The sequence below is a fragment of the Elioraea sp. genome (assembly GCF_022842375.1).
In the GTDB taxonomy this organism is placed as follows: Bacteria; Pseudomonadota; Alphaproteobacteria; order Acetobacterales; family Acetobacteraceae; genus Elioraea_A.
In genome coordinates this window covers 123,479-137,869 of sequence record NZ_JALHPR010000007.1, presented here as the reverse complement: position 1 = coordinate 137,869, position 14,391 = coordinate 123,479, and the positions used below count along the sequence as shown (strand labels likewise).

The following is a 14,391-nucleotide window of genomic DNA, read 5'->3' as shown; positions in this document are numbered from 1 at the left end:
CACAGGGATCACGGTCCGAGGCGCGTCAGTGGGCCTTGGCCCAGTTCGCCGCACTGCCCGTCTCGGCCACGAGGGGAACGCGCAACGTCGCCGCGGCCTCCATCACCGCCTTGACCGACGCCGCGGTCCGCCCAGCCTCAGCCTCGGGCACCTCGAACAGCAGCTCGTCATGCACCTGGAGCAGCATGCGCGCGGCGAGCCCAGCCTCGGCGAGCGAGGCGGGAAGGCGGATCATCGCGCGCTTGATGATGTCGGCCGCCCCGCCCTGCAGCGGCGCGTTGATCGCCTGGCGCTCGGCGAAGCCGCGGCGTGCGGGGTTCTTCTCGCCGATGCCCGGGATCCAGATGCGCCGGCCGAAGGGCGTCGTCACGAACCCCTTCATCCGCGCCTCCTCCTTCATCCGTTCCATGTAGGCACGGATGCCGGGATAGCGTTCGAAATACGCATCGATATAGGCCTTCGCCTCGCCCGGGCTGACGGAAAGCTGGTTGGCAAGCCCGAAGGCCGAGATGCCGTAGATGATGCCGAAATTGATCGCCTTCGCGCGCCGCCGCGTCAGCGGGTCCATCCCCGCCATCGGCACGCCGAACACTTCCGATGCCGTGCGCGCATGGATGTCCTCGCCGTTGCGGAACGCGTCCGACAGCGCAGGAACATCGGCCACGTGCGCGAGCAGGCGAAGCTCGATCTGCGAATAATCGGCCGAGAGCAGCACGTGCCCGGGCTCGGCGATGAAGGCGCGTCGGATACGGCGGCCTTCCTCGGTGCGCACGGGGATGTTCTGCAGGTTCGGGTCGGTCGATGAGAGGCGCCCGGTGCTCGCCACCGCCATCGCGAAGCAAGTGTGCACGCGGCCGGTGTCGGGGTTGATCTGGTCGACCAGCGCATCGGCGTAGGTGGACTTCAGCTTGTCGAGCTGCCGCCACTCCAGCACCTTGGCCGGCAGCGGATGCTGGGGGGCGAGCTCCTCCAGCACGCCGGCATCGGTGGCGTACTGCCCCGTCGCGGTCTTGGCACGCCGGCCGCCAGGTGGTTCGAGCTTCAGCTCGTCGAACAGCACGCGGCCCAGCTGCTGCGGGCTGCCGACGGTGAAGGGCCTGCCGGCAAGCGCGTGGATCTCGCTCTCGAGCGCGGCGAGACGGTCGGCGAACTCGGCGCTCATCTGGCGGAGGTCGCGCGCGTCGACCTTGATGCCCGCCTGCTCCATCGCTGCGAGGATCGGAACGAGTTTCCGCTCCACGTGCTCATAGAGGGTGAGCACCTTCGCCTCGCGCAGCCGTGACTTCAGCGCGAGCCAGAGGCGCAGCGTCACGTCCGCGTCCTCGGCCGCATAGGCGGTGGCACGGTCGAGCGGCACCTCGGCGAAGGAGATGCGCGACCGCCCGGTGCCGGTGACGCTGTCGTAGCTGATTGGCGTGTGGCCGAGATGGCGGGCGGAGAGGTCGTCCATCCCGTGCTTGTGCGCGCCGGCATCGAGGCAGAAGGAGATCAGCATCGTGTCGTCGATCGGGGACACGGCGAGGCCGCCATTCTCCGGCCGCGCCAACACCGCGATGTCGTACTTCGCGTTCTGCAGCACCTTCAGAACCGCTGGGTCGGCCAGCAGGGGGCGGAGGGCGGCGATGGCCGTGTCGAAGCCGATCTGTTGCGGTGGCGGATCGGCGGCGAGGTCGTTGCCGCGGCTGGTGTGCCTGAGCGGGATGTATGCCGCCTTGCCCGGTGCGAGGCCGAGCGAGATGCCGACGAGCATCGCGCGCTGCTGGTCAAGGCTGTCGGTTTCGGTGTCGAGTGCGACGATTCCTGTCGCGCGCGCCTCGGCAATCCAGGCATCGAGCGTGGCTGCATCGGTGATCGTGACATAGGGGCCGAACGGGTATGCGGGTGCCGCCGGCCCCGGCGCGGGTGTCGCCTCCGCCGCGGGTGCGCCTGCCTCGAGGCCGAGGCGCTGGATGGTGGAGCGGAAATTCTGCGACGCGAGCCATGCGGCAAGCTTCGCCCGATCGGGCGGCTTCAGCGCCAGCGCCGTGAGCGGCAGAGGAAGCGGGGCATCTGCGCTCAGCGTCACCAGCCGCTTGCTGATGCGCGCTGCCTCGGCGTGTTCGATCAGCGCCTCGCGGCGCTTCGGCTGCTTGATGGCCCCGGCGCTGGCCAGCAGCGTCTCGAGGTCGCCGTATTCGGTGATCAGTGCCGCGGCCGTCTTGATGCCGATGCCGGGAACGCCAGGCACGTTGTCGACCGTATCGCCGGCCAGTGCCTGGACGTCGATCACCTTCGCGGGTGGCACGCCGAACTTCTCGAACACCTCCGCCTCGCCGATCGGCTTCTGCTTGATCGGGTCGAGCATCGTCACGCCGGGCCGGACGAGCTGCATCAGGTCCTTGTCGGAGGAGATGATGGTCACCTGCCCGCCTTCGGCCGTCTCGGCACGGGCATAGGCCGCGATCAGGTCATCGGCCTCCCACTCGGCGAGCTCGATCGCCGGCAGGCCGAAGGCGTCGACCGCCTCGCGGATCAGTCCGAACTGGGGGATCAGCTCCGGCGGCGGATCGGGCCGCTGGGCCTTGTAGGCGGGGTAGATCCCGTTGCGGAAGGTGTGGCGGCCGGCATCGAAGATCACGGCGATGCGCTGGCCGGCACTGTCGGCGATCAGCTTCGCGAGCATGTTCACGAAGCCGAACACGGCGTTCACGGGCGTGCCGTCGGGCCGCGTCATCGGCGGCAGGGCATGGAAGGCGCGGAAGATGTAGCCCGATCCGTCGACCAGGATCAGGTGCGGGGGTGCGTCGGACACGCGCGGTTTCCCGGCGGCTCAGCCCGCCATTCCCCCCACCGCGCCCGACAGCACGTATTCGCGCGAGCAATAGGGGCAGACCGCCTTGCCGGCGACCAGCGTCAGGAACACGCGCGGGTGGCCGAGCGCGCCGCCGCCCCCGTCGCAGGCGACGGGGCTCGACGTCACCATGATGGTCTCGGCGGGGGCCGGCATGGATGACGGGGGGTGCGCGGGAATCGGCGTTGCCATGGGCATGGGTGTTCCTGTCTGGAGCGCGGTGGCGGATGATAGCGACAGCCATGGCCCGATCAACCAAAGCCCGTATCGCCCTTCCCCGTATCGCCCTTCCCCGGCGCGCCCTCCTTGCTGCGTCCCTCGGGGTCGCGTCTGCGGGCGGCGTGCCTCTCCTGGCCGGCTGCGCCCCGCGCCTGGTGCCGGCAGGCCCCTCGATCGGCCCGCCGCGCGACGATGGCGATGCGCTGGTGATGGCCGACGGCGTGCGCCTGCCGCTTTCCTCCTGGCGGCCGGTGGGCGAGCCGCGCGGCGTCGTGCTTGGCCTGCACGGGTTCAACGACTATGCCCGCGCCTTCGAGATTCCGAGCCCCCTGTTCACCGCTGCCGGCTGGACGCTGCATTCCTATGACCAGCGCGGCTTCGGCCGAGCCCCCGCCCGCGGCCTCTGGGCAGGGACCGACACGCTGGCCGAGGATGCAGTGACGGCGGCCGCGCTGATCCGCGCGCGCCACCCTGGCCTGCCGCTCGTGATGCTGGGCGAGAGCATGGGGGCTGCGGTGCTGCTCGTCGCTGGTGTGCGCGATCGCCCGCCGCCAGCCGATGGTTACGTGCTGTCCGCCCCCGCCGTCTGGGGCGGGGAAACGATGGGTGCGACGGGGCGGTGGTTCCTCGACCTCTTCGCCAAGACGGTGCCCGCCCTCGGCATCGTCGGCGGCAGCCCCTTCATCCGCGCCTCCGACAACGAGGCGGCCCTCCTGGCAATGGGCCGTGACCCGCTGATGCTGCGTTCGACGCGCATCGATGCGCTGCATGGCCTCGTCGCGCTGATGGATGCCGCACTCGACGCGTCGCGCTCGTTCGATCATCCGGCGCTGGTCCTCTACGGCGAGCGTGACGACATCGTGCCCGAGAGCGCGATCGCCGCACTGCGCGAGCGGCTTCCGGGCGTTGGCCCTGGGCACCAGCGCGTCATCGGCTACGATCAGGGCTATCACCTGCTGCTGCGCGACCGAAGCCGCGCCGCGGTGGCGGCCGACATCCTCGCCTGGGCGGCCAACGGTGCGCTTGCCGGAGCTGTGCGTCCCGCATAGCGTCTGGCCTGGGAGACGAACGCCGGTCATGCCCAAGAACGGGAGATGACCGATGCGAGGATTGTTCGCCGCCGCTGCCGGCATTGCGCTGGCGCTCGGGGCGGGGAGTGCGCACGCGCAGCCGCGCGAGAAGGTGCTGCGCATCGCCATGACCGCCTCCGACGTGCCGACGAGCACGGGCATGCCCAATAACGGCTTCGAGGGCATGCGCTTCATGGGCTACCCCATTTTCGAGGGGCTGGTGCTGTGGGACCTGTCGCAGACCGAGACGAATGCCGGCCTCCGCCCCGGCCTTGCCGAAAGCTGGGCGCAGGACCCGGCCGACCCGAAGACGTGGATCTTCAGGCTCCGCCCCGGCGTGACGTTCCATGACGGCTCGCCCTTCAACGCCGATGCGGTGATCTGGAACCTTGACCGGTACTTCCGGAACGACAGCCCGCAATTCGAGCCGCAGGCCTCCGGCATCAGTCGCGCGCGCGTCACCATCATGGAAGGCTACCGCAAGGTCGACGACATGACGGTCGCGATCACCTCGACGCGGGCGGCCTCGTACTTCCCGTACATGATCGTCTACCTGCTCATGACGAGCCCGAAATCATGGGAGGATGCGGGGCGTGACTGGGCGCGCGTCGCCACCCTGCCGCCGGCGGGCACCGGGCCGTTCCGCCTCACGCGCGTGACGCCGCGGCAATCGGCCGAGCTCACCAAGCACGGCGGCTACTGGGACCAGGCCCGCGTGCCGAAGGTCGACCGTGTCGTGCTGCTGCCGATGCCGGAGGCGACGACGCGGATGGCAGCCCTCAGGGCCGGCCAGGTCGACTGGATCGAGGTGCCGCCGCCCGATGGCATCCCGGCGCTGCGCCAGGCAGGGTTCAACATCGTCACCGGCAGCTACCCGCATGCCTGGCCGTGGTTCCTCCAGACCGGCGGCACGACGAGCCCGTTCCGTGACGTCCGCGTGCGCCAGGGCCTCAACTACTGCGTCGACCGCGAGGGGCTGGTCGCACTGGTCAACGGCACGGCGGAGCCTGCGGTCGGCTGGTTCAACGCCAAGAACCCGCTGTTCGGCAATCCGCAGAACCGCTACAGGCTCGACCCCGCCCGCGGCCGCGCGCTGCTGGCCGAGGCAGGCTTCACGGCGCAGAACCCGCTGCGCTTCAAGGTGATGATCTCGACCTCGGGCTCTGGCCAGATGCTGCCGTTGCCGATGAACGAGTTCATGCAGCAGAGCCTGAAGGAGAGCTGCGGCGTCGAGGTGACGTTCGAGGTGACGGAGTGGAACACACTCCTCGTCGCCACCCGCAGCCCGCCTGACAGCCCTGCGGTGCGCGGTTCGGCGGCGCTGAACCCGTCATCGCCGACGTCTGATGTCGGCGTGATGGTGCGCTACTTCTCGCGCGCCTCGTTCCCGCCGAACGGCTTCAACTGGCCGAACTGGGAGGATGCCGAGTTCGAGGCGGCCGTGCGCGCGCTCGAGGCGGCGACGGACCAGGCCGCGATCGATGCCGCGACCCGCAAGGCGCATGAGCGGCTGGTCGACAACCCACCTTGGCTGTTCATCGTGCATGACCTGAACCCGCGCGCGATGAGCCGGCGCGTGACGGGGTTCCGCAGCGCGCAATCTTGGTTCCAGGATCTCGTGCCGGTCGATCTGCAGTAGCGCTGCAGGACCCTCCGCCGCACCCTCACCCTGTCCCTCTCCCGCACGCGGGAGAGGGGACGCCTCGCGACACCTCGCCCCACGGTCCCCTCTCCCCCCTTGGGGGGAGAGGGATAGGGTGAGGGGGACGCGTCGGTCGTGAGGGGGACGCGTCGGTCGTGGGGGGGACGCGTCGGTCGTGGGGGCGCCCACCCCACGCCAGCTCAGTGGCGATGCTGGGTGCCGTGTCCGTGCTGGCCCGGACCAGATGCGCCGGCCGCCTGGACGGCAACGTTCACCGTCACCTCGCCCGCCTTCTCGAAGCGCAGCGTGAGCGGAATGGTCTCGCCCGCGCGCAGGGGGCGCGCGAGGTCGATCAGCATGATGTGCAACCCGCCGGGGCGCAGCACCGCAGGCTCGCCGGGGTTCACCTCGATCGCGCTCACGGGTCGCATGCGCATCACCGCGCCGTCCATCATGTGGGTATGCAGCTCGACCACCCGCGCCACCGGGCTCGTTGCCGAAACGAGACGGTCGAGCGCGGCCGTGGTGTTCTCGATCGTCATGTAGGCGGCGGAGGTCCGGCCCTGCAACGCGGCACGCGCCCACGGCTCCTGCACCGAGATCGGTGCCTGCGCGTTGGCGGGGGCTGCGACGATTGCGGCGAAGCCAGCGGCAATGACAATGCGTCGTGTCGTCATCGGAACAATCCTCTTGTCAGCTGCGCGCGAGATAGGCGCGGATGGAGCCGGCGATCTGCTCCGGTGTTGCCTGCGGCGAGTAGAACTGGCGGAACGCACCGTCGGGGCCGAGCAGGTACACGAATGCGGAATGATCCATCGTGTAGGCATCCGCCGCTTGCCCGGTCTTCACCTTGTTGTAGTAGACGCGATAGGCCCGTGCGGCGGCGGCGATCTCCGCTTCCGTTCCCGTCAGCCCGATGATCGCCGGGTGGAACAGGTCGGTGTACTGGGCAAGCGCGTCGGGCGTGTCGCGGGCGGGGTCGACCGAGACGAACAGCGGCACGACGCGGGCCGCGTCCGGCCCTAGCAGGTCGAGTGCCGCGGCGACCTTGGCGAGTTCGGTCGGGCATACGTCGGGACAGTAGGTGAAGCCGAAGAAGACGAGCATGTGCCGGCCGCGATAGTCAGCCTCCGTCACGCGCTTGCCGGTTTCGTCGGTCAGGATGAACGGCCCGCCGATCGCGACGCCCACGGGCAGGGTGGGCCCGAGGCTCTCCTGCGCCGGTTTCAGCCACAGCAGCGACCCGCCGACACCGACGAGCATGAGCAGCGCCCCGCCGGCGAGGATGGCCAGTCCGCGCTGCGCGGCGGTGTGGGGCTTGGGTTTGTCGGTCATGAGGGCTCCTCGTCGCGTGCGTTGGCGACACCGAGGATGAGGATGAACGCAAGCGGAACGCCGGCAAGGGCGGCGTAGAAGATGATCGCCGGCGACCAGGCCAGCGAGACGAAGGCCAGCACGAGGAACACATTGAGAAGGAGCCAGAGCAGCGGCTCCGGGCTGTCGATCCGCACCGGGCGCGGCGCGCGGCGCACTGACGTGCTGGACGGCGCGAGGCCGAGCTGCATGAAGACGACCATCGCCACCGTTGCCGCCGCGACCGCGACGATCCCGCCCGTGTCGCGTCCGAGCAGCGCGAGGACGACGACACCCGCCGCGCCGATGCCGCCGGTGCACCAGGGCAGGAGGCGGGCGATCGGCGGCACCGTCAGCGTCTCCGGCCCGCCGCGCATCGCACTTGCGATCTGGCCGAGATTGGCGACGTAGAACAGGCCAGCGAGCGGCAGGGACGCGAACGTCATCGCGATCATCTCCGGCGTGCCGAAGCCGCTTTTCGGCCCGGCGATTCCGGACAGGTAGAGCCCCGCCCACACCGCGAAGGGGGTGAGCATGAACCCCCCGATGGCATAGGGCAGCCACCAGAAGGGGATCGGCCCGGGTGATGGCGCTGCGGCAGCCGCGGCGCTCAGGCGCGCCGGTGGCGTGGCTTGCATGATGTCTGCTCCTCGATGTGACAGCAGTGGGCGCGGCCCGCGGGCGCAGTGGGGGCGCGCCGGGACGCACAGTCAGCCGCGCATTCAGCCGCGGCTCAGGCGTGGAGCGGAGGGCCTGTCGGGTCCGGTCGTGCGTGAGGCGTTGCACGCCGCGGCGCAGCCGCGAAGGCGGGCGCCTGCCGCATGACGGCGGCGTGCGCTGGGTGTGCGGCGGGCGCTGCCTGCGGCGGCATGGCAAGCGCCGGATCGGCGCGGAGGCAGGCTGGGCAATGGTCGCGGACGCCGTAGCCGGCGGGGGCGCTTGGAAGTTCGTCACCCAGCGCAATGGTGACGAGCCCCTCGGTCGTGCAGATGACCAACGAGAAGGGGGCCGCAGCAGGCCTTGGCGTAATCGCGCCGGCCAGCGCGGGCGCGAGGATGGCAAGCACCGCGAGCGTGGCCAGCGCGCGGGCCTTCTGGCGCAGGAAGGGGAGCAGCCTCGTCACGCCAGAGGGTATGGCGTCGGCCCTGTGCTTGCGCAAGTCTCGCGACCGTGTGCAGCACCAAGGGAGGAACCCAAGGGCCATGATCGTCGATCTTCGCATCTACACCTGCAAGCCGAACCACCTGAACGAGTTCGTCGCGCTCTACCGCGAGCATGCGTGGCCGTTGCAGCAGAAATACCTGGGCCGCTGCGTCGGCTGGTACGTGACGGTTGAGGGAACGCTGAACCAGGTCGTGCACATGTGGGCCTATGACAGCCAGGCTGACCGTGAGCAGCGCCGCAACGCCATGGCGGCGGACCCAGCCTGGCAGGCCTACCTGAAGAAGGCGGCCGAGGCTGGGTATCTCGTGCACATGGAGAACCGCATCATCCGCCCCGCGCCGCATTGGACGCCGCTCCCGGGGATGTAGGAGCCCATTTGCGAGTTCTACTGCTGCGGCCGTCTGGCTCTGTGTCCTGCGCTTCCGGTGCTCACGGCCGATCTGGCCGCTGCGCGCCGGTTCTCGGACACTGCGCCATCCGACTGACAGCAGCGAACTCTCAAACGGAGTCCGAGGGGCGGTTCCGCCGCGGCGCTTGACGATGCGTCGCGGCGGGGACTACCGTCATCATGAGCGAAAACAAAAGTTCGCATTCCGAACTTGGGGAAGGGGCTCCAGCGCCGGCAGCGGCGAAGCCGCGCGAGGCACTCCTGAATGAGCCGGCCGAAAAGAACCTCGTCCGCTCGCTGGCCAAGGGCTTTGCGGTGCTGCGCGCCTTCCGTGCCGATGCGCCGGAGCTCACCCTCTCCGAGATCGCCCGCGCCGCCGGCCTCGACAACGCCACCGCATTTCGGCTGACTAACACCCTGCTGATGCTCGGCCTCGTCGCGCGCGTGCCGAACTCGCGCCGGTTCAGCCTGACGCTTGCCTGCCTCGATCTCGGCTTCAACGCGATCGCGCGGTCCGATCTCCGCACGCTCGCCCGCCCGCTGCTGCGCGGCCTGGTCGGCGCGCCGGTGGAGGCTGCGTCGATCGGCGTGCTCGACGGCGCCTCCGTCGTCTATGTCGAGCGTGTGCAGGCAGGGCTCGTGCGGCTTGGCGTCGATGTGCGGATCGGCAGCCGCGTGCCGGCCTATTCCTCGGCGATCGGCCACGCCATCCTCGCCTTCATGCCCGAGGCGGTGCAGCGCGCCGTGCTCGCCAGCGCCCCGCGCCCGCCACTGACCGACCGCACGGTGACGGACCTCGACGCGCTCGTCGCCCGCCTCGCCACCGTGCGTGCGGCGGGCTTCGCCGTGTCCGACCAGGAGACGGTGACGGGGCTTCGCGTCCTCGCCGCCCCGGTGCGTGACGCCGATGGCGTGCCGATCGCCGGCCTCTCGGTCGCTGCCCCTGCCTTCGCCGCGAGCCTCGAGGATTTCGTCGCTGCCGCCGAGGAGCCCGTGTGTTCCGCCGCCGCGGCGCTGTCGCGCGCGCTCCAGGCAGCCGGCAGCGTCGCCCTTCCCGAAACACTTCCCATGGCTCAGGCGCGCCGCGATGCGCAATGACGAGGAGACACGCGTGATGGTGATGACAAACTTCCACGGCCTGATCCCGGCGATGGCCGTTCCCTTCCGCCCCGACCACAGTATCGACGAGACGGCGCTCCGCAGCTTCGCGCAGTGGCTCGGTCGCCAGCCGGGCGTCGTCGGCATGATGACGAACGGGCACACGGGCGAGGTGTTCAGCTTCACCCCGCGCGAGCGGGCGGAGGTGACGCGCATCGTCGCCGAGGCGTCCGCCGGCGTCTGCCCCGTCGTCTCGTCGGTCGTGTGCGAGGGCGTCCGCGATGCGGTGGAGCAGGCGGGCTGGGCCAAGGCAGCGGGCGCGCAGGCGCTCGACATCATGCCGCCGCATCACTGGCTGCGCTTCGGCTTCCGCCCCTCGCAGGCGATCGACTATTTCCGCGCGATCGGCGACGCGACGGGCCTGCCGCTGATCGTGCATGTCTATCCTGCCTGGACGAAGGCCTCGTTCAGCTCCGACCTGCTGGCGGACCTCGCGCGCCTTCCGGCGGTGAAGGCGTTCAAGATCGGCACGCGCGAGATGAACAAGTATGCGCGCGACCTCGCCGCCATCCGTGCCGCCGCGCCGGAGAAGGCGCTGCTCACCTGCCATGACGAGTACCTGCTCGCCTCCATGGTGCAGGGCGTCGACGGCGCGCTGGTCGGCTTCGCAAGCCTGATCCCCGGGCTGATCCACGGCCTGCTCGAGGCGGTGAAGCGCGGCGACCTCAAGGCAGCGATGGCCATCCAGGCGCGCATCGATCCGTTCAAGGAAGCCGTCTACGGCGCCGGCGAGCCGACGGGCGAGGCGCACGCGAACATGAAGGCAGCGATGGCGGCGGCCGGCATCATCCCCCACGGCACCGTCCGCCCGCCGACGATCCCGCCCTCGGCCGAGGAGCTTGCGCGCATCCGCGCCGTCGTCGCCGCATCCGGCATCGCGCGCCGCGACGCTGCCTGAACTGAACAAAACCGAACCGCACCACACCAGAACGATCCGCCAACCGGACGAACAGGAGGACATGACCATGACGCATCCCACACGCCGCGCCACGCTTGCCGCGGCCGCATCGCTGCTCGCCGCCCCCGCCGTGCATGCGCAGGAGGCCTGGCCGCGCGGCCGGCAGCTGCGCGTGATCGTGCCCTGGCCGCCGGGGGCGGCGAACGACCTGCTCGGCCGGCTCTTCGCGCAGCGGCTGAACGAGAAGCTCGGCGCCAATGCGGTGGTCGAGAACCGCACCGGCGGCTCCGGCCTTGTCGGCACCTCGGCGGTGATCCAGGCAGCGCCCGACGGCTACACGCTGCTCGCCTCGGCCTTCAACACCGCCGTGATGCCGCTCGTGCTCAAGGCAGCGACCTTCAACCCGGAGACCGATCTCGCGGTGATGGCGCGCACGGCGGCCGCACCGCTCGTGCTGATCTCGACGCCGACGCGGCCGCAGAGCACGATCCCCGAGGTTCTCGCCGCGGCGAAAGCCAACCCGAAGAACTGGACCTTCGCCGTCTCCTCGCTCGGCTCTGCCGGACATCTCGCGACCATCGAGTTCCTCCGCCGCGCCGGCGTGGCGATCGAGATGGCGCCCTATCGCGGCACCCAGCCTGCGTTGACCGACATCATCGCCGGAAACGTGCAGCTGCTGATCGACCCGTCCTTCGCGCTGCTGCCGGCGGCCCGCGAGGGGCGTGCGCGTGCCCTCGGCATCGCCACGCGAACACGTTCCGCACTCGCACCGGACGTGCCGACGATGATCGAGCAGGGAATGGATGGCTATGAGTTCCAGTCCTGGTACGGCATCTGGGGGCCGAAGGGCACGCCGGAGCCTGTCGTTTCGCAGGTGAACACGCTGATGCGCGAGACGATGCGCGAGCCCGACATGGCCGCGCGGCTGAAGCAGATGATCCTCGAACCGGTCGACGAGACGATCGAGCAGACCAAGGCCTTCATCAGTGCCGAGATCGTGCGCGCAACGGCGCTGCTGCGCAGCGTGAACTACGAGCCGACGTGACGCGGCCGAGACACGCCGTCGTCACGGGCACGTCGAGTGGCATCGGCCAGGCCATCGCCGAGCGGCTGCTCGGCGATGGCTGGCGCGTCACCGGCCTCGACCGTGCGGTGGCCACGATCGACCACGCAGGCTTCACCGCGATCGCCGCCGATCTCGCCGACACGGTGGCGACCGAGGCGCTCGCGGCCTCGCTGCCGCCGGCAGAGGCCTTCGTGCATGCCGCCGGCATCATGCGTGGCGGGGCCATCGGCGAGGTCGATGCCGAAACGGCAGCACTGCTCTGGCGCATCCATGTCGCGGCCGCGCAGGCGATCGGGTCGGCGCTGATCCCGCGCATGGAAGATGGCGGGCGCATCGTGTTGATCGGTTCGCGCGCGGCCAATGGCGCCCCGCGAAGGGCCGACTATGCCGCGACCAAGGCGGCGCTGGTCGGCCTCGCCCGCTCATGGGCGATGGAGCTCCTGCCGCGTGGCATCACCGTCAACGTCATCGCGCCGGCGGCGACCGACACGGCGATGATCCGCGACCCATCGCGCGCTGGCATCGCCATCCGCCTGCCGCCGGGGGGCAGGCTGATCGCGCCGGAGGAGGTGGCGGGGCTTGCCGCGTTCCTGCTGTCGGGCGACGCTCGCTCCATCACCGGACAGACGGTAACGATCTGCGCCGGCGCCTCTCTCTGACATGACCCGTTGAAGGACGTTCCATGACCGTTCGGATCCTCGCCGTCGAGGAAGTGACCAAGCCGATCGCCTCGGCCATCCGCAACGCCTATATCGACTTCTCGAAGATGACGACGAGCCTCGTGGCCGTCGTCACCGACGCGGTGCGCGATGGGAAGCGCATCGTCGGCTACGGCTTCAACAGCAACGGCCGCTACGGCCAGGGCGGGCTGATCCGCGAGCGCTTCGCCCCACGGTTGCTCGAGGCTGACGCGGCGACGCTGAACACCGACGATGGCACCAACCTCGACCCCGACCGGGCTTGGGCTGCGATGATGCGCAACGAGAAGCCTGGCGGGCACGGCGAACGCTCCGTCGCCGTGGGCACGCTCGACATGGCGATCTGGGACGCGACCGCGAAGATCGCGGGCGAGCCGCTGCACCATCATTTGGCGGAAGGCGCGGGGCGGGCCGCCAACCCGCGCGTGTTCGTCTACGCCGCGGGCGGCTACTACTACCCCGGCAAGGATGACGAGGCGCTGAAGGCAGAGATGCGCAGCTACCTCGCCCGCGGCTACACGGTGGTGAAGATGAAGATCGGCGGCGCCTCCGTCGACGAGGACCGGCGGCGGATCGAGGCGGTGCTGGGCGAGCTCGGCTCGCGGGCGCAGCTCGCGGTCGATGCGAATGGCCGGTTCGATCTCGAAACGGCCATCGCATATGCGAAGATGCTCCGCGAGTACCCGCTGTTCTGGTACGAGGAGGCGGGCGACCCGCTCGACTACACGTTGCAGGCGACGCTGGCGCAGTTCTATCCGGGCCCGATGGCAACGGGCGAGAACCTGTTCAGCCACCAGGATGCGCGCAACCTGCTGCGCCACGGCGGCATGCGGCCCGACCGTGACTGGCTGCAGTTCGACTGCGCGCTCAGCTACGGCCTCTGCGAGTATCGCCGCACGCTCGGCGTGCTCGCCGAACATGGCTGGTCACCTTCGCGCTGCATCCCCCATGGCGGGCACCAGATGAGCCTCGCCATCGCCGCGGGCCTGGGGCTCGGCGGCAACGAGAGCTACCCCGACCTGTTCCAGCCCTATGGCGGCTTTCCCGATGGCGTGAAGGTCATCGGCGGCCACGTGACGCTGCCTGACCTTCCCGGCATCGGGTTCGAGGGCAAGGGCGACCTCTACGCCGAGATGAAAGCGCTCGCCGCGTAGCGGCTAGATTGTGAGGGTGCCCGCGCGCGCAGCGGCGTAGCGGGCGCCGATTTTGTCCCAGTCGAGCACCTGCCACCAGTTCCGCACGTATTCGGCGCGGCGGTTCTGGTAGCGGAGGTAGTAGGCGTGCTCCCACACGTCGTTGCCCATCAGCACGTGGGTGCCGTCCATCAGCGGGTTGTCCTGGTTCGGCTTCTGCACGATGGCGAGCTTGCCCTCGCGCGTCACCGTCACGAAGGCCCAGCCGGAGCCGAACAGGGTGGTCGAGGCGCGGTCGAACTGCGTGCGGAAGGCGGGAAGGTCGCCGAAATCGCGCGCGATGGCGGCGGCGAGGTCACCCGTCGGGTCACCGCCCTTGCCGCCCATGATCGCCCAGAACATCGTGTGGTTCGCATGCCCGCCGCCGTTGTTGCGGATGGCGGTGCGCACGGCCTCGGGCATCTCCGGCAGCTTCATCAGGATCTGGTCAAGCGGCATCGCGGCGACCTGCGGGTGGTTCGCCACCGCGGCGTTCAGGTTCGCAACCTGCGCGCCGTGGTGGAAGCGGTGGTGAAGCTCCATCGTCCGCGCGTCGATCGCCGCCTCGTTGGCGTCGAGGGCGTAGGGCAGCGGGGCCAGGGTGAAGGGGCCTCCCGGCGGCGTGGCGGCCTGGGCGAACACATGGCGTGGTACGGAAAGCAAGGCGGCGCCGGCGGCAAGCAGCAGCGCGCTGCGTCGTGCGATCATCGGTGTTTCCCCTGTTCGTCTGTTC

General features: G+C 70.0%; 15 protein-coding genes. 8 read left to right on the top strand and 7 right to left on the bottom strand.

What is annotated here, in order from left to right; genetic code table 11:
* Positions 1 to 25: 25 nt before the first annotated feature.
* Both polA and Q0C38_RS08925 read right to left on the bottom strand, forming a co-directional pair.
* Positions 26 to 2,791, bottom strand: a complete 2,766-nt coding sequence (gene polA / locus Q0C38_RS08930) for a DNA polymerase I (RefSeq protein ID WP_291296729.1) — start codon at positions 2,789 to 2,791, stop codon at positions 26 to 28.
* 18 nt (positions 2,792 to 2,809) lie between these two features.
* Positions 2,810 to 2,986 carry a zinc-finger domain-containing protein gene (locus Q0C38_RS08925; protein ID WP_291296728.1) on the bottom strand — a complete coding sequence of 59 codons (177 nt, stop codon included), beginning with the start codon at positions 2,984 to 2,986 and terminating at the stop codon, positions 2,810 to 2,812.
* A 185-nt stretch (positions 2,987 to 3,171) separates the two neighbouring features.
* Between Q0C38_RS08925 and Q0C38_RS08920 the strand changes: the two genes are divergently transcribed.
* Complete coding sequence (locus Q0C38_RS08920; protein ID WP_291296727.1) at positions 3,172 to 4,098, top strand: alpha/beta fold hydrolase; 927 nt, start codon at positions 3,172 to 3,174, stop codon at positions 4,096 to 4,098.
* Between the two features lie 52 nt (positions 4,099 to 4,150).
* Complete coding sequence (locus Q0C38_RS08915; RefSeq protein WP_291296726.1) at positions 4,151 to 5,758, top strand: ABC transporter substrate-binding protein; 1,608 nt, start codon at positions 4,151 to 4,153, stop codon at positions 5,756 to 5,758.
* Positions 5,759 to 5,961: 203 nt separating this feature from the next.
* Here the strand turns inward: Q0C38_RS08915 and Q0C38_RS08910 are convergent, their stop codons facing one another.
* From Q0C38_RS08910 to Q0C38_RS08895, 4 genes are all read right to left on the bottom strand, one after another.
* Positions 5,962 to 6,438 (bottom strand): copper chaperone PCu(A)C, encoded by a 477-nt coding sequence (locus Q0C38_RS08910; RefSeq protein WP_291296725.1) that lies wholly within the window; start codon positions 6,436 to 6,438, stop codon positions 5,962 to 5,964.
* Positions 6,439 to 6,454: 16 nt separating this feature from the next.
* A complete protein-coding gene (locus Q0C38_RS08905; protein WP_291296724.1) occupies positions 6,455 to 7,096 on the bottom strand; it encodes an SCO family protein in 642 nt (213 codons plus the stop codon).
* Positions 7,093 to 7,752, bottom strand: a complete 660-nt coding sequence (locus tag Q0C38_RS08900; protein ID WP_291296723.1) for a hypothetical protein — start codon at positions 7,750 to 7,752, stop codon at positions 7,093 to 7,095. Before Q0C38_RS08900 ends, Q0C38_RS08905 begins: the two co-directional genes overlap by 4 nt.
* A gap of 95 nt (positions 7,753 to 7,847) precedes the next feature.
* On the bottom strand, positions 7,848 to 8,237 hold the full coding sequence (locus Q0C38_RS08895) for a hypothetical protein (protein WP_291296722.1): 390 nt from the start codon (positions 8,235 to 8,237) through the stop codon (positions 7,848 to 7,850).
* Positions 8,238 to 8,316: 79 nt separating this feature from the next.
* On the opposite strand from Q0C38_RS08895, the gene Q0C38_RS08890 reads away from it, so the two are divergent.
* From Q0C38_RS08890 to Q0C38_RS08865, 6 genes are all read left to right on the top strand, one after another.
* Positions 8,317 to 8,646, top strand: a complete 330-nt coding sequence (locus Q0C38_RS08890; RefSeq protein ID WP_291296721.1) for an NIPSNAP family protein — start codon at positions 8,317 to 8,319, stop codon at positions 8,644 to 8,646.
* 200 nt (positions 8,647 to 8,846) lie between these two features.
* Positions 8,847 to 9,764 carry an IclR family transcriptional regulator gene (locus Q0C38_RS08885; protein WP_291296720.1) on the top strand — a complete coding sequence of 306 codons (918 nt, stop codon included), beginning with the start codon at positions 8,847 to 8,849 and terminating at the stop codon, positions 9,762 to 9,764.
* A gap of 16 nt (positions 9,765 to 9,780) precedes the next feature.
* Positions 9,781 to 10,722 carry a dihydrodipicolinate synthase family protein gene (locus Q0C38_RS08880; RefSeq protein ID WP_291296719.1) on the top strand — a complete coding sequence of 314 codons (942 nt, stop codon included), beginning with the start codon at positions 9,781 to 9,783 and terminating at the stop codon, positions 10,720 to 10,722.
* A gap of 67 nt (positions 10,723 to 10,789) precedes the next feature.
* Positions 10,790 to 11,767: a tripartite tricarboxylate transporter substrate binding protein gene (locus Q0C38_RS08875; RefSeq protein WP_291296718.1), complete on the top strand. Its 978-nt coding sequence runs from the start codon at positions 10,790 to 10,792 to the stop codon at positions 11,765 to 11,767.
* Positions 11,764 to 12,447: an SDR family NAD(P)-dependent oxidoreductase gene (locus tag Q0C38_RS08870; protein ID WP_291296717.1), complete on the top strand. Its 684-nt coding sequence runs from the start codon at positions 11,764 to 11,766 to the stop codon at positions 12,445 to 12,447. Before Q0C38_RS08875 ends, Q0C38_RS08870 begins: the two co-directional genes overlap by 4 nt.
* A gap of 23 nt (positions 12,448 to 12,470) precedes the next feature.
* Positions 12,471 to 13,640 carry a mandelate racemase/muconate lactonizing enzyme family protein gene (locus Q0C38_RS08865; RefSeq protein WP_291296716.1) on the top strand — a complete coding sequence of 390 codons (1,170 nt, stop codon included), beginning with the start codon at positions 12,471 to 12,473 and terminating at the stop codon, positions 13,638 to 13,640.
* A gap of 3 nt (positions 13,641 to 13,643) precedes the next feature.
* On the opposite strand, the gene Q0C38_RS08860 is transcribed toward Q0C38_RS08865, so the two are convergent.
* Positions 13,644 to 14,366 (bottom strand): superoxide dismutase, encoded by a 723-nt coding sequence (locus tag Q0C38_RS08860; RefSeq protein ID WP_291296715.1) that lies wholly within the window; start codon positions 14,364 to 14,366, stop codon positions 13,644 to 13,646.
* Positions 14,367 to 14,391: the final 25 nt, after the last annotated feature.

Excerpts from the sequence above, each read along its gene's own strand:
- Q0C38_RS08925 (WP_291296728.1), bottom strand. The coding sequence starts at position 2,986 with ATGCCGGCCCCCGCCGAGACCATCATGGTGACGTCGAGCCCCGTCGCC.
- Q0C38_RS08915 (WP_291296726.1), top strand. The coding sequence starts at position 4,151 with ATGCGAGGATTGTTCGCCGCCGCTGCCGGCATTGCGCTGGCGCTCGGG.
- Q0C38_RS08910 (WP_291296725.1), bottom strand. The coding sequence starts at position 6,438 with ATGACGACACGACGCATTGTCATTGCCGCTGGCTTCGCCGCAATCGTC.
- Q0C38_RS08905 (WP_291296724.1), bottom strand. The coding sequence starts at position 7,096 with ATGACCGACAAACCCAAGCCCCACACCGCCGCGCAGCGCGGACTGGCC.
- Q0C38_RS08900 (WP_291296723.1), bottom strand. The coding sequence starts at position 7,752 with ATGCAAGCCACGCCACCGGCGCGCCTGAGCGCCGCGGCTGCCGCAGCG.
- Q0C38_RS08890 (WP_291296721.1), top strand. The coding sequence starts at position 8,317 with ATGATCGTCGATCTTCGCATCTACACCTGCAAGCCGAACCACCTGAAC.
- Q0C38_RS08885 (WP_291296720.1), top strand. The coding sequence starts at position 8,847 with ATGAGCGAAAACAAAAGTTCGCATTCCGAACTTGGGGAAGGGGCTCCA.
- Q0C38_RS08880 (WP_291296719.1), top strand. The coding sequence starts at position 9,781 with ATGGTGATGACAAACTTCCACGGCCTGATCCCGGCGATGGCCGTTCCC.
- Q0C38_RS08875 (WP_291296718.1), top strand. The coding sequence starts at position 10,790 with ATGACGCATCCCACACGCCGCGCCACGCTTGCCGCGGCCGCATCGCTG.
- Q0C38_RS08865 (WP_291296716.1), top strand. The coding sequence starts at position 12,471 with ATGACCGTTCGGATCCTCGCCGTCGAGGAAGTGACCAAGCCGATCGCC.
- Q0C38_RS08860 (WP_291296715.1), bottom strand. The coding sequence starts at position 14,366 with ATGATCGCACGACGCAGCGCGCTGCTGCTTGCCGCCGGCGCCGCCTTG.